Annotated in this window: 16 protein-coding genes; 2 read left to right on the top strand and 14 right to left on the bottom strand. The window is 60.7% G+C overall.

Going from position 1 to position 13787, the window contains the following annotated elements; genetic code table 11:
• Positions 1–18 precede the first annotated feature (18 nt).
• From erpA to rplM, 6 genes are all read right to left on the bottom strand, one after another.
• Positions 19–384 (bottom strand): iron-sulfur cluster insertion protein ErpA, encoded by a 366-nt coding sequence (erpA, locus tag HFRIS_RS04085; protein ID WP_006461972.1) that lies wholly within the window; start codon positions 382–384, stop codon positions 19–21.
• Positions 385–457: 73 nt separating this feature from the next.
• Entirely contained in the window at positions 458–853 is a 396-nt protein-coding gene (locus HFRIS_RS04080; RefSeq protein WP_006461971.1) for a bactofilin family protein, read from the bottom strand.
• A 9-nt stretch (positions 854–862) separates the two neighbouring features.
• The gene (locus tag HFRIS_RS04075; protein ID WP_006461970.1) at positions 863–1567 is read right to left on the bottom strand and encodes a DUF6776 family protein; all 705 of its coding nucleotides are present in this window, start codon (positions 1565–1567) and stop codon (positions 863–865) included.
• Between the two features lie 23 nt (positions 1568–1590).
• Entirely contained in the window at positions 1591–2628 is a 1038-nt protein-coding gene (gene argC / locus HFRIS_RS04070) for an N-acetyl-gamma-glutamyl-phosphate reductase (RefSeq protein WP_006461969.1), read from the bottom strand.
• Positions 2629–2916: 288 nt separating this feature from the next.
• The gene (gene rpsI, locus HFRIS_RS04065) at positions 2917–3309 is read right to left on the bottom strand and encodes a 30S ribosomal protein S9 (protein WP_006461968.1); all 393 of its coding nucleotides are present in this window, start codon (positions 3307–3309) and stop codon (positions 2917–2919) included.
• Between the two features lie 9 nt (positions 3310–3318).
• A complete protein-coding gene (gene rplM, locus HFRIS_RS04060; RefSeq protein WP_006461967.1) occupies positions 3319–3747 on the bottom strand; it encodes a 50S ribosomal protein L13 in 429 nt (142 codons plus the stop codon).
• On the opposite strand from rplM, the gene HFRIS_RS25150 reads away from it, so the two are divergent.
• Positions 3746–4171 carry a hypothetical protein gene (locus HFRIS_RS25150; protein ID WP_152486624.1) on the top strand — a complete coding sequence of 142 codons (426 nt, stop codon included), beginning with the start codon at positions 3746–3748 and terminating at the stop codon, positions 4169–4171. The genes rplM and HFRIS_RS25150 overlap by 2 nt on opposite strands.
• Positions 4172–4378: 207 nt before the next feature.
• Positions 4379–4837 (top strand): OsmC family protein, encoded by a 459-nt coding sequence (locus tag HFRIS_RS04055; RefSeq protein WP_039874313.1) that lies wholly within the window; start codon positions 4379–4381, stop codon positions 4835–4837.
• 66 nt (positions 4838–4903) lie between these two features.
• Here HFRIS_RS04055 and coq7 read toward each other — a convergent pair whose 3' ends face one another.
• From coq7 to HFRIS_RS04015, 8 genes are all read right to left on the bottom strand, one after another.
• Complete coding sequence (coq7, locus tag HFRIS_RS04050) at positions 4904–5530, bottom strand: 2-polyprenyl-3-methyl-6-methoxy-1,4-benzoquinone monooxygenase (RefSeq protein WP_006461965.1); 627 nt, start codon at positions 5528–5530, stop codon at positions 4904–4906.
• Positions 5531–5635: 105 nt separating this feature from the next.
• Positions 5636–6670: a dihydroorotase gene (gene pyrC / locus HFRIS_RS04045; RefSeq protein ID WP_006461964.1), complete on the bottom strand. Its 1035-nt coding sequence runs from the start codon at positions 6668–6670 to the stop codon at positions 5636–5638.
• 214 nt (positions 6671–6884) lie between these two features.
• Positions 6885–7613: an amino acid ABC transporter ATP-binding protein gene (locus HFRIS_RS04040; RefSeq protein WP_006461963.1), complete on the bottom strand. Its 729-nt coding sequence runs from the start codon at positions 7611–7613 to the stop codon at positions 6885–6887.
• Positions 7614–7679: 66 nt separating this feature from the next.
• Positions 7680–8375 carry an amino acid ABC transporter permease gene (locus tag HFRIS_RS04035; protein ID WP_006461962.1) on the bottom strand — a complete coding sequence of 232 codons (696 nt, stop codon included), beginning with the start codon at positions 8373–8375 and terminating at the stop codon, positions 7680–7682.
• A 3-nt stretch (positions 8376–8378) separates the two neighbouring features.
• On the bottom strand, positions 8379–9128 hold the full coding sequence (locus tag HFRIS_RS04030; RefSeq protein ID WP_006461961.1) for an amino acid ABC transporter permease: 750 nt from the start codon (positions 9126–9128) through the stop codon (positions 8379–8381).
• 205 nt (positions 9129–9333) lie between these two features.
• Positions 9334–10281, bottom strand: a complete 948-nt coding sequence (locus HFRIS_RS04025; protein WP_039874310.1) for an amino acid ABC transporter substrate-binding protein — start codon at positions 10279–10281, stop codon at positions 9334–9336.
• Between the two features lie 854 nt (positions 10282–11135).
• Positions 11136–12428 (bottom strand): Glu/Leu/Phe/Val family dehydrogenase, encoded by a 1293-nt coding sequence (locus HFRIS_RS04020; protein WP_006461959.1) that lies wholly within the window; start codon positions 12426–12428, stop codon positions 11136–11138.
• A gap of 326 nt (positions 12429–12754) precedes the next feature.
• A complete protein-coding gene (locus tag HFRIS_RS04015; protein ID WP_006461958.1) occupies positions 12755–13762 on the bottom strand; it encodes a LysR family transcriptional regulator in 1008 nt (335 codons plus the stop codon).
• Positions 13763–13787 lie beyond the last annotated feature (25 nt).

Here is a 13787-nt window from a genome sequence, read left to right as displayed (position 1 = left end):
CGGGGGAACTTGCGGCGCTTAGACCGAGAACGACGAGCCGCAACCGCACGTGGTCGTGGCATTCGGGTTCTTGATGACAAATTGCGCGCCTTCCAGGTCGTCCTTGTAGTCGATCTCAGCGCCGACCAGATACTGGTAGCTCATCGAATCGATCAACAGCTGGACGCCGTTCTTGCTCATCGTGGTGTCGTCTTCGTTGACGATTTCATCGAAGGTGAAACCGTACTGGAAACCCGAGCAACCGCCACCCTGCACGAAAACGCGCAGCTTCAGGTCGGGATTGCCTTCTTCTTCGATCAGCTGGGCCACCTTGGCGGCGGCGCTGTCGCTGAAGTTGATCGGGGCGGGGATATCGGTGTGTTGCAGTTCGGCTACGGCATTCATTTCGGGCTCCTGCTGGGCTTGAGGCGGATCAATACACTAGATCGATAAAGCCATTATAAGCGCTTGCGGATTTTCATGCTTCCGACGATGCAGCCAGCTTGAGCACCGGAGTATCCACTGCCTGGTCATGGCTGAGCTTGCCGGAAACCAGCGCGCCGCCATGCATCTCCAGCGCCTTGTAGAAGACATTGCCGGTAATGCGAGCCTTGGGTTGCAGCTCCAGCAGTTCGGAGGAATGCACGTCGCCCACGATCTCGCCATTGACGATCAGATGCGCCGCGCGTACCTCGCCGACCACCTTGGCATGCTCGGAGATCACCAGCACGCTGGGCTCGCCGCTCTCGGCATTGATGTTGCCGTTGATATTGCCATCGATGCGCAGGCCGCCCCTGAAACCCACATCGCCCTTGATGGTGGTGGACATGCCGATCAGGCTGTCGATCGTGCTTTTGGTTTTGCGTGTAAACATGGAATCACCTCACAGATCTACCGACTGCTGGGCACGAACCTGGCCGCGGTCGAGAACACGAACGGCAACCGATTTGACGGTGGCCCCCTCGGGGATAGTCAGCAAGCCTTCGACCCGCTGGTAATACTTGAATGCGAGTCGGTAGCGCGCCTGGTCGGCGGCATTGCCTTCAGGAAAATTGAGTGTAGCATTTTTGCCGCCCTGCACAATATTGACACTAAGCTGTAGGTTTCCTGCAAACTGTTGCGTTCCCCCACCACCTTGCATCACCAGTACGCGGTAGCGCAGCTGGGTCGGCGCCGCCTGCTCGGCCTTGAAGCGCTGGATCGTGATGCCAGGTGCGCCCAGATTGGTCGGCAACAGACTGTCGAAGAAGGCCAGGTCTTCCTTCTGGCGGTTGTTTTCCGCTTCCAGGTTCTTCACCTGGGTCGCCAGCGTGGCCTGCGCGGTCTGCGCAATCTTCAGTTCATTCTGCGACGCATTGGAGGCAGATTGCAAGCGCTCGTTCTCCGCAGTCAGTTTCCTGACCTGCTCGCTAAGCTGCTCGATCTGCTCGCCGGCATCACCATGCAAGCCTGGCAGGTTGTTACGGCCGAGCTGGTAGGTCCAAACCGCCGCCAACGAACCCACGGCCAGCACCGCTGCCCACAGCAGGACCATCAGAGGCCATGGCAGGTGCCGCTTGATGGTCATCTTCGGCGCAGAAATCGTCATGCGCTGACGCCATAGGCGGTACTTCACGGCAGGACCGGGACCTGCTGCAGGCCAGTGGCTTCGTCCAGACCGAACATCAGGTTCATGCACTGGACCGCCTGGCCCGAAGCGCCCTTGACCAGGTTGTCCTGGACCACCAGCACCACCACGGTGTCACCACCGTCCGGACGGTGCACGGCCAGGCGCAGCATGTTGGAAGCGCGCGTGGTGCGGGTTTCGGGATGCGAACCGAAGGGCAGCACGTCGACGAAAGGCTCATCCTTGTAGGCAGCCTCGAACAGCGCCTGCAGGGCGGCGTTGTCGATTTCCTTGGTCAGGCGCGCATACAGCGTGGAATGCATGCCGCGGATCATCGGTACCAGATGCGGCGTGAACAGCAGGCCGACCTTGTCGCTGGTCAGGTGCGACAGGCGCTCGATGGTTTCGGGGGAGTGACGGTGACCGGACACGCCGTAGGCCTTGAAGTTGTCGGAGGCTTCCGAGAACAGCAGGCTCAGCTCGGCCTTGCGACCGGCGCCGGAGACGCCGGACTTGCAGTCGGCGATCAGGTGCGAGGCATCGATCACACCGGCCTTCAACAACGGTGCGAAGCCCAGTTGCATGGTGGTCGGATAGCAACCCGGATTACCCACCACGCGGGCCTTGCGAATGGCTTCGCGGTTCAGTTCAGGCAGGCCGTAGGCGGCTTCCTTCAGCAGGTCGGTGCAGCTGTGCGGCAGCTTGTACCATTTCTCGAAGGCAGCCACGTCCTGCATGCGGAAATCAGCGGCCAGGTCGATCACCTTGACACCAGCAGCCACCAGTTCAGGTGCCTGGGCCATGGCCACGCCGTGCGGGGTGGCGAAGAAGACGACGTCGCAGTCGGTCAGCTTGGCCTTGTCAGGTGAAGAAAACGCCACATCCACACGGCCACGCAGGGACGGATACATCTCGGCCACGGGCATCCCGTCTTCCTTGCGCGACGTCACTGCCTGCACCTTTGCCTGCGGGTGAGTGGCGAAAATACGCAGCAATTCGACGCCGGTATAACCGGTTCCGCCAACGATACCTACCTTGATCATGTCTGGTCCTTGCGAAAAAAGGCGAAGAAACATCGCCGTGGCGAGCGAGCGCCGGACGCACGTGCAACACGCGCTGGAAAGCTTTTCATTTTATCAGGAGAATATTTCCCGCTGATTTCCCGTCAGGAAGTTATTTCGTGAAACAAGGACTTTTCCTGTCGGCCAGGTAGCTCGAATCGCCAACGATGGGCCACGCACTTCCACTCAAAAGCTCTGCAATGGCCGACGAACAAAAAGCAAAAAGCCGTCGGCACGCATGCCGACGGCTTTCTGTGATGCAAGAAACGATTAACGCTTCGAGAATTGCTTTGCGCGACGTGCCTTGCGCAGACCAACCTTCTTACGTTCGACTTCACGCGCGTCACGGGTGACGAAGCCTGCGTTCGACAGAGCCGACTTCAGGCCGGCGTCGTAGTCGATCAGAGCGCGGGTGATGCCGTGGCGAACAGCGCCGGCCTGGCCGGATTCGCCGCCACCGTGGACGTTCACCTTGATGTCGAAACGTTCGACGTTGCCGGTCAGTTCCAGCGGCTGACGGATCACCATCAGGCCGGTTTCACGGGAGAAGTACTCGGCTGCGGGCTTGCCATTGACGATGATGTTGCCCGAACCTGCCTTGATGAAAACACGCGCCACTGCACTCTTGCGACGGCCGGTTCCGTAATTGTAGTTACCGATCATGTCTGTTCCTTAGAGGGCGAGGGGTTTCGGTTGCTGCGCGGAGTGCGGATGGTTGCCATCTGCATAAACCTTCAGCTTCTTGATCATGGCGTAGCCCAGCGGCCCCTTGGGCAGCATGCCCTTGACGGCCTTCTCCAGCGCACGGCCGGGGAAACGCTGTTGCATCTTCAGGAAGTTGGTTTCGTAGATGCCGCCCGGATAACCGCTGTGGCGGAAATAGGTCTTTTCAGTGGCCTTGGTGCCGGTCACGCGCAGCTTGCCTGCGTTGACGACGACGATGAAGTCACCGGTATCGACGTGCGGAGTGAATTCGGGTTTGTGCTTGCCGCGCAGTCGGAGTGCCACTTCGCTGGCAACACGTCCGAGGACCAAGTCCGTCGCGTCAATCACGAACCACTCGCGCTGAACCTCATGGGCTTTAGCGGAAAAGGTCTTCATGTTTGACTTTCTCTATCAATGTATAAACGCTCAAAGTGGCGGTTCCGGTCATGCGGGTCAGCCCATGTTGCCGGCTGTCCTTGGTGTTTCGCTTCGCGGACTCATCCTTTTATCTTCCCGAGCGCATGGGAAAGCCGGCAAGTATAGCCTTTTCAAGGACTTAGCGTCAAAAGGTTTCGGGGATTTGTGGCGCGAAGATCAGGCGGCGGCGCGATCCAGCAGGATTTCATTGCCCGGCGGACAACTTCGGCCGGGGCCCGCAGGAAAAATGGACAAAAAAAACCCGGACACTGTGGTTCCGGGTTTAATCCACACCAATGAGGAGGGTGGAGGAGACATCGTTACGTGCTGCAAGACTTCCGTTGAATTCAATATAGCAAAGCGGTTTGTGCATTGCAATAACGACTGCGAAATTTATTTGTAACCGTCTGAAAGCGGCATCACTGCTGACTCCAATGATCATCTACAAGCACCCGCCGGATGATAACTGAATAATATTTCAACAATTTTTCTGCGTCGCAATAATCACAAACCTTCACCACAGCAAGCTCTACTCCACCCGCCCTGGCTGCGGCCGGGGCCAGCAAAAGCTACAATAGCCAGCCTCACACAACCGATTTGGACGATACAGATGGAATGCATAGTGCGCTGGACCGGCTTGTCCGGCATGACCTTTACGGCCGAGACGGGCTCGGGCCACCTGTTGACGATGGACGGCGCACCCGACGGCGGCGGCCGCAACCTGGCACCGCGGCCGATGGAAGTGGTGCTGGCCGGCACCGGTGGCTGCACCGCCTATGATGTGGTGGTGATCCTGCGCAAGAGCGGCCAGGATGTGCGCGGCTGCGACGTGACCTTGAAGTCCGAGCGCGCTGACAGCGATCCCAAGGTCTTCACCAAGATCCATTTCCACTTCACCGTGCGCGGCCGCAATCTGAAGACAAATGTTGTCGAACGAGCCATCAAGCTATCCCACGACAAGTATTGCTCCGCCTCAATCATGCTGGAAAAGACCGCAGAGATGACGCACTCCTTCGAGATCATCGACGACCTGACCGATATCTCCTCGGCGGCCGCCCAGCAGCAGTAAGCCGGGCAGCACCAACGAAAAAAGCGGCCAAGGCCGCTTTTTTCTTTCCTGCTCATTCGGTAACGATCAAATCCGGTAGGCCACCGTGGTCATCACCTTGGCCATGGCCTTCATCAAGCCCCTGACCGGCGCCGGCATTTCGGCCGCCCCCAGGTCACGCGCCGCCTGACCGTGTTCGATCTCATCGATGCGCATCTGGTCGACGATGGCGCGGGAACGGTTGTCCTGCACCGGCAGTTTTTCCAGGTGGCCCATCAGGTGGTGCTCCACCTGGCGCTCGGTCTCGGAAACGAAGCCCAGGTTGCGAGCGTCCCCCAGCCGGGCGGCGATGCTGCCCAGCACATAGGCGCCGCCGTACCACAAGGGATTGAGCAGGCTGGTGTGCGAACCCAGTTCGCGCAGACGCTCGGCGGTCCAGGCCAGGTGATCCTCTTCCTCGATGCCTGCACGGACGAAGGCATTCTTGATCTCTGGCGTCTGCGCAAAGCGGCCCTGGGCGTCGTACAGCGCCTGGGCGCACACCTCACCCACATTGTTGACCCGCATCAGGCCGGCCGCGTGACGCTTCTCGGCCTCGTTCATGACCCCGTCCGGCAGGCCGCGCCCCGGGTTGGGACGGCTCTCGAACACCACGCCATTGATCACGCGCAGCGCCTTGTCGAAATCGGTAATCAGTTCATCGACGAATTGCATACAGCTCGCCTTTCTCTCGTTGTTGAGGACATCCCGGCGATGGCCTCCATCATCTGACGCGACCATGGCCGGGGACGAAGGAACAGGGCTGCCTCCCTGTGGGGGTCAGACCATCTTCCAGTTGATCTGTTCGCCGGCCGACAGCGGTACCACCGTGGCATCGCCCATCGGCAGCTCGGCCGGGATGGCCCAGCTTTCGCGCTTGAGCGTGACGGTGCCGGTATTGCGCGGCAGATTGTAGAAGTCCGGGCCGTTGAAGCTGGCGAAGGCCTCGAACTTGTCCAGCGCGCCGGCGGCGTCGAAGGCTTGCGCATAGAGCTCCAGCGCGTGCAGCGCGGTGTAGCAGCCGGCACAGCCGCAGGCATGTTCCTTGGCGCCCTTGGCATGCGGGGCCGAGTCGGTACCGAGGAAGAACTTGTCATTGCCGGAGGTGGCGGCGGCCACCAGGGCCTGGCGATGGGTCTCGCGCTTCAGCACCGGCAGGCAGTAGTAATGCGGACGAATGCCGCCCTTGAACATCTCGTTGCGGTTGAACAGCAGGTGGTGCGCGGTGATGGTGGCGGCGGTCGGCCCTTCGCCGGCCAGCACGTAGTCCGCCGCGTCCTTGGTGGTGATGTGCTCGAAGACCACCTTCAGCTCCGGCATGGCCTGGCGCAGCGGCTTCATGATGCGGTCGATGAACACTGCTTCGCGGTCGAACAGGTCGATCTCGGGATTGGTCACCTCACCGTGGACCAGGAAGGGCATGCCCACTTCCTGCAGCACTTCCAGGGTCTTGTAGCACTTGGAGAGATCGGTCACGCCGGCATCCGAATTGGTGGTGGCACCGGCCGGATAGAGCTTGACGGCCTTGACGAAGCCACTCTCCTTGGCGCGGCGGATTTCCTCCGGCGGGGTATTGTCGGTCAGGTACAGGACCATCAACGGCTCGAAGGCCATGCCTTGCGGCAGGGCCGCCAGGATACGGTCGCGATAAGCGCCAGCCTGGGCGGTGGTGGTCACCGGCGGCTTCAGGTTGGGCATGACGATGGCGCGCGCGAACTGGCGCGCGGTGTGCGGCAGCACGTCGCGCATGGTGGCGCCGTCGCGCAGGTGCAAGTGCCAGTCGTCCGGGCGGGTGATGGTCAGTACGTTGCTCATTGCAATGATCTTTCGGTCTGGAGTGGGAGTAAGGCGAGGCATCCCGGCCATGCGGGCTGTGGAGAGCCAGCCGCGATGTCTTCAAGGGCGACATTCTACCGTAGCCGTCAAGCGCTCCGGGCGCCCTGCCGCCACCCGCTTTTGATGTAGCCCAAACGACAAGGGCCGCCCCGTTGCCGGAGCGGCCCTTGACCTGATGCTGACAGGCTGAAGATCAGTGCGTGATGATCTTGGCCAAGAAGTCACGCGCGCGCTCGGAACGCGGCTGCGCGAAGAACTCGTCCTTGGCGCAATCTTCCACGACCAGACCCTTGTCCATGAAGACCACACGGTTGGCGACCTTGCGGGCGAAGCCCATTTCGTGGGTCACGACCATCATGGTCATGCCTTCCTGGGCCAGGCCGACCATGACGTCCAGCACTTCATTGATCATTTCCGGGTCCAGCGCCGAGGTCGGTTCGTCGAACAGCATGGCGATCGGATCCATCGACAGGGCGCGGGCAATCGCCACACGCTGCTGCTGGCCACCGGAAAGCTGGCCGGGGAACTTGTCCTTGTGCGCCAGCAGGCCCACGCGGTCCAGGTACTTCAGGCCCTTCTCGGTCGCCTCTTCCTTGGAACGACCCAGCACCTTGATCTGGCCGATGGTCAGGTTCTCACGGATCGAGAGATGCGGGAACAGTTCGAAGTTCTGGAACACCATGCCGATGCGCGCACGCAGCTTGGACAGGTTGGTCTTGGGGTCACCCACCGAGACGCCATCGACGGTGATGGTGCCTTTCTGGAACGGCTCCAGGCCGTTGACGGTCTTGATCAGCGTGGACTTGCCGGAACCGGACGGGCCGCACACCACCACCACGTCGCCCTTCTTGACGGAGGTCGAGCAGTCGGTCAGGACCTGGAAGCTGCCGTACCACTTGCTGACATTGTTGAGTTCGATCATTTGATTCTCCTGGATTTCTGAATTCACTGGGCCGCCAGCCTCCCTGGGCGGCGGCCGTCATAGGCTTTAGCGGATGATGGCGATCTTCTTCTGGAAGCGCTTGACCAGGGTCGACAGACCGAAGCTGAGCACGAAGTAGACCACGGCTACGAACAGGTACATTTCCACCAGACGACCGTCACGCTGGGCGATCTTGGAAGCGCTGGTGACGAAGTCCGGCACCGAACCCAGCACGTACACCAGCGACACGTCCTGGAACAGCACGATGGTCTGGGTCAGCAGGATCGGGGTCATGTTGCGGAAGGCCTGCGGCAACACCACGTTGCCCATCATCTGCCAGTAGTTCATGCCGATGGCGTAACCGGCGAACACCTGGCCACGCGGAATGGACTGGATGCCCGAACGCATGATCTCGCAGTAGTAGGCCGCTTCGAACAGGATGAAGGTGATCAGGGCCGACTGGAACGCCCCGACCTGGATAGGCTCGGAGGCACCGATGATCCAGGCACCGATGAAGGGCACCAGGAAGTAGAACCAGAAGATCACCAGCACCAGCGGAATGGAGCGGATCAGGTTGACGTAGGTGGTCGCGATGAACGACAGCGGCTTGTTGGACGACAGACGCATCATCGCCAGCAGCGTACCCAGGATGATGCCGCCCAGCATGGCCGAGAAGGTCAGGATCAGGGTGAACTTCAGGCCGGTCGTAAAGAGATAGACCCAGGAGCGCTGGATGACGTCGAAATCGAAATTGCTGAACATGGATCAATGCCCTCCTGCGCTGGTGCTGCCGCCGGTGATGTAACCCGGGACGGCGGTGACCTTTTCCAGCAGGCGCGCCATGAACAGGGCGATGACGGAAATGATCAGGTAGATGATGGTGGCACCGGTCAGGGCCTCGAAGGTCTGGAAGGTGAACTCACGCATCGAGTAGGTCGCGGCAGTCAGTTCGACCAGGCCGATGGTCAGCGCCACCGAGCTGTTCTTGATGATCGCGGCAAACTCGTTGGTCAGCGCCGGGATGATGATGCGGAAGGCCATCGGCAGCAGCACGTAGCGATAGGTCTGCACCGGGGTCAGGCCCAGTGCCGCACCTGCCATGCGCTGGCCGCGCGGCAATGCCTGGATACCGGTAGTGACCTGCACGGCCACACGTGAGGAAGTGAAGAAGCCCAAGGCCAGGGTCGCGGTCACGAAGGACGCGTCCGGCAGGCTCTTGATCCAGTCGCCGAGGGCGCCGGGCAGCAGTTCCGGCATCACGAAGTACCACAGGAACATCTGTACCAGCAGCGGAATGTTGCGGAACAGTTCCACATAGCCGTTGGCGATGCGCACGACCCATGGTTTGGTGGTGGTACGCAAGGTACCGAAGATGGTGCCCAGGATCAGTGCCATGATCCAGGCGCATGCGGCGGTGGCCAGTGTCCATTTCAGGCCTGCCAGCAGCGTATCGATATAGGGGATGCCATCGGGAGACATCTCCCAGAAGATTCCCCAGTTCCAGTTGTAGTGCATAAATGGCCTCGTCTGTGGTTCGAGTCTGTGTCGAGTCGTTTTATCTGTCGGGCGCGGTCACCAGGCAAATGCCGCGCCGCTTCTTGTAGGGTCAGGTCCGGTGACGTGGAAAAACGCCTTGCCCCATGGCAAACGCTTTGACACCGGCTAAACAAAACGGGGGACAGGCCCCCGTTTCGTCAGATTGCACCAGGAAATGCGCCGATTACTTCTTCTTGCCCATGTTCTTCTGGGCTTCCGGCACCACAGCGTAGGCGGCCGGATCGTAGGAATCGGTCGGCTTGGCCATCACTGCCTGCAGTTGCGGGCTCATCGGCACGTTCAGGTTGACACCCTTGGGCGGGATCGGCGACTGGAACCACTTCGCGTAGATCTTCTTGATGTCGTCACCCTTGTAGACCACGGTCAGGGCGTCGTCGACGACCTTCTTGAAGTCGTTGTCACCCTTCGGCAGGATCAGGCCGTACGGCTCGACCGACAGGGCTTCCGAAGAGACCTGGTAGTCGGCAGGTGCCTTGGAGTTGGCCGCCAGCGAGGACAGCAGGATGTCATCCATTACGAAGGCGGCGGCACGGCCGGTTTCCACCATCAGGAAGGCTTCAGCGTGGTCCTTGGCAGCCAGGATGTTCATGCCCAGGTTGCGTTCGGCGTTCAGCGCGGTGATCTGCTTCAGGTTGGAGGTGCCGGAGGTCGAGACCACGGTCTTGCCCTTCAGGTCATCCAGAGTCTTCAGATTGGCCGACTTCTTGGACAGGAACTTGTTGGCGGTCACGAACTCGGTCATCGAGAAGGCCACCTGGTTCCAGCGTTCCTGGTTGTTGGTCGCGGAGTCGCAGGAGATGTCGGTGGTGCCGTTGGCGATCAGGGGGATACGGGTGGCCGAAGTCACCGGAACCATCTTGATGTTCAGCGAAGTCAGACCCAGCTTCTTCTGGATCGCAGTTGCTGCCTTCAGGCACAGGTCGATCGAGTAGCCTTGATAGGACTGCTTGTCATCCAGATACGAGAAAGGAATCGACGAATCGCGCACGCCCAGCGTCAGAGTGCCGGAGTCCTTGATCTTCTTCAGACGGCCAGTGAATTCCTCGGCATGCACCGAGCTCATCAGCACGCTTGCCCCAACCAAAACCCCTGCTAGCTTCAATAACTTCATTGTGTGACCTCCTGGAAAAATTTTTTACGTAGTGTATCAAAAGCCCCATTCCGAAACCGCTTGCGCGGCGCCCGGAACCGGGCTGGCCGGCCGTATTGACGAGCCTGTTATTGTTCTCTGCCGTGCTGCCTATTCTGTGTGCTAACAAGGATCTTTGCCAGCATTGTTTGATCCACACCTGGCGCCTTCTTTCGAAGACCACCCCCACGGTGGACCCGCTGCAGACAAATTACCCATGCGCAACAGGCGGCGGGCGCATTGTACGACATATGCCACCGGGTCAGGCAATACGCAACTTCCCTGATGATGCAGTTCTCGGCCAGCAGCCGCGCTGGCACCCACTGGAGCAGGCCGAAAACTGCGATGTGGCGCGCGTGGCGTCACGGCAGCGACAGTGTTCCTGTCAGCAATATCCATGCCAGAAATAAGATCCGTGAATGCCTCTGCACGGTGCGCGGGGACGCAGCCATGGAGACCTGAAGCGCGCAGGCGCGGTTTGCCCATGACCGGCGCAACACCAGTACGGGAGCGCCTTGCAGGGCGATGAAGTAGTTCGGGGAGAGAGGGGAAAAGCGGGAGGAAGGCAGAGGCGGGAGAGCAATGCGAACGATGCGACGCAACCGCAATCAGGTTGGCATCGCAGGCGCAAACCGGGAGCGCACATGCAGCAGCGCCCGGCATGGAAATGCCGGGTTGGTCGATGATGATCCTGCGCCGCAAGGCTGGCTGGCCTGCGGTGCGCGTACGCACAGCCACCACGTCTCCTCCTAGAGCTGAGCTCATGCGGCCGACGATCTCTCATGCGTCGTCTTGGGCCGCCCAGGTCCGGTTGCCCGGACTGTTCTTTTATCGCATTACGGGTACAGACCACGCATTTCACGGGCCTGCAGAACGCGAGTACATGCCACGATGAAGGCCGCGGTACGCAGCGACACATTCTTTTCTTCGGCCAGTTGCCAGACCGCGGCAAAGGCTTCGCGCATGATGCGGGTCAGGCGCAGGTTGATCTCGTCTTCGGTCCAGAAGAAGCTGGAGAAGTCCTGCACCCACTCGAAGTAACTCACGGTCACACCACCGGCGTTGGCAATCACGTCCGGCACGATCAGCACACCCTTGTCGCGCAGGATGTCATCTGCGGCCGGGGTGGTCGGGCCATTGGCGCCTTCCAGGATGATCTTGGCCTTGATGTGATTGGCATTGGCCTCGGTGATTTGCTGTTCCAGTGCAGCAGGCACCAGAATGTCGCAGTCGACCGACCAGAATTGGGCGCGATCGGCAATCTCGTCTGCACCTTCGAAGCCCTTCACGCTGCCGTTCTTGGCGACATACGCCTGCAGCGCCGGCACGTCCAGGCCACCGGCATTGAACACCGTGGTCACGTGATCCTGCACTGCCACCACCTTGGATCCGGCCTCGGCAAACAGACGTGCAGCGATGCCGCCGACGTTACCGAAACCTTGCACCGCGACCTTGGCATCCTTGATGTCCATGCCGCGCTTGGCAGCCGCTTCGCAACCCACCACGAACACACCGCGACCGGTCGCTTCATGGCGACCCAGGCTGCCGCCCAGCGAGATCGGCTTGCCGGTGACCACACCCGAGGAGGTGCTGCCCTGGTTCATGGAATAGGTATCCATCATCCAGGCCATGATCTGCGAATCGGTGTTGACGTCGGGCGCCGGGATGTCCTTGTTGGGGCCGATGATGATGCCGATCTCGCTGGTGTAGCGACGCGTGACGCGCTGCAGTTCACCACGGGAAAGGGTCTTGGGATCGACGCGGATACCGCCCTTGGCGCCACCATAAGGCACGTTCACGGCGGCATTCTTGACCGTCATCCAGGCCGACAGCGCCATCACTTCGGAGAGCGTCACGTCCTGGTGGAAACGCACGCCGCCCTTGCCGGGGCCGCGCGAGGTGTTGTGCTGCACGCGATAACCTTCGAAGTGAGCGATGGTGCCGTCGTCACGCTCGATGGGTACGTCCACCACCAGGATGCGCTTGGGGCGCTTCAGGGTTTCCACCCAGCGCGCCAGCGAACCCAGGTAGGGCGTGACACGATCGATCTGCTCGAGGTAGACGCCCCACGGACCGATGCCGTGCGGGACGAGATAGGAAGGCACTTCGTGATTAGGTACGTTCGACATGATGCAATCGCTCCTTTGAGTTCCGTGCAGGTCAGGACAAAAGGCTTCCGAATTCCGAAGTTCGCCAGGGCATGTTACTCCGTCGGCGCCAGCCTGCAAGCAGCGCCACAGGCGTCTGCACGGGCCGGGACGGAGCACGTCCTGCCAGCACGACGCCTCCTGCGTCTACTGGAAATTCGTGCCGGTCCGATTCAGCGCCGCCATCGTAGCCAGCCGGCCAAAACAAGGCTAATGCTTTGTGAGCATGCAATTATGCAATCCATGCATAACCTTCTGTAACCCTTGATGAAAGGGCGATTGCGGCGATCACCCCACCCTTTTCCGGCTCAGGATTCGCGTTTTTCCGCCGCACGGGCGGATTTGCCTGCCGCCACCTTCTGGCGCTCATCACGCTCCAGCTTTCCCTGCCGCTGCGTATCCAGGTCGACCAGGTACTCCCACAGGCGCGCCACCAGTGCCTTGCCGGTGCGTTGCGGGGTGGGACGTTCGCGGTAGAGGCGGATCTCCATCTCCACCTCCCACTCGCCGGTCGGGCCATCCGTGCGTGCCAGCTGCCGATTTCGCACTTCCCGGACCACCGAGGACTCCGGCAGGAAGGCCACCCCATGGCCCTCCAGCGCCATCATCTTCAGGCTTTCCGACATGTCGGTCTCGTAGTGCTTGGCCAGGTGCAGCGGCCGCTTGGTATCGGCCATCATCAATTCCACCATGCGCCCCAGATAGGCATTGCTGGTGTAGGAAAGAAACGGCAGCGGCGCCTTGGCGCTGCCGGGGAAGAGGTAGTCGGGCCGGCCCTGCCGATCACAACGCGAGTAGGGACGCATCGTCTCGGTTCCCATGGTCAGCATGTCGTAGCGGCTGGCATCGAGTTGCACCGGCTGGCGTGGATGGTGATAGCACAACAGCAGGTCGCAGCCGCCTTCGACGATGGTCATCACGGCATCGTGCACATTCAGGGCGATCAGGCGGGTATTGATGGAGCCGAAGCCGGACTCCAGCGAACTGAGCCACTTCGGCATGTAGGTCAGCGAGAGCGTATGCGGGACTGCGAAGTCGATGGTGGTCTGGGCGGTAGGTCGCTTGCCGTGCAGCAGCGCCCGGGTATTGTTGATCTGGCCCAGCATGGCCACAGCCTGCTCGTAGAACACTTCACCGGCCGGCGTGAGGCGGGTGGGATAGGAAGTACGGTCGATCAGGTCGGTACCCAGCCAGGCCTCCAGCGACTGGATACGTCGCGAAAAAGCCGGTTGCGTCACGTGCCGCAACTCGGCCGAGCGACTGAAACTGCGCGTTTCCGCCAGGGAGACGAAATCCTCAAGCCATTTGCTTTCCATTGCCCGCCCACTTCCCGTTCTAGGT

It is taken from the genome of Herbaspirillum frisingense GSF30, from assembly GCF_000300975.2.
Taxonomy (GTDB): domain Bacteria; phylum Pseudomonadota; class Gammaproteobacteria; order Burkholderiales; family Burkholderiaceae_D; genus Herbaspirillum; species Herbaspirillum frisingense.
The sequence above is the reverse complement of the archived record's forward strand: the minus strand, read 5'-3'. Positions and strand labels throughout refer to the sequence as shown.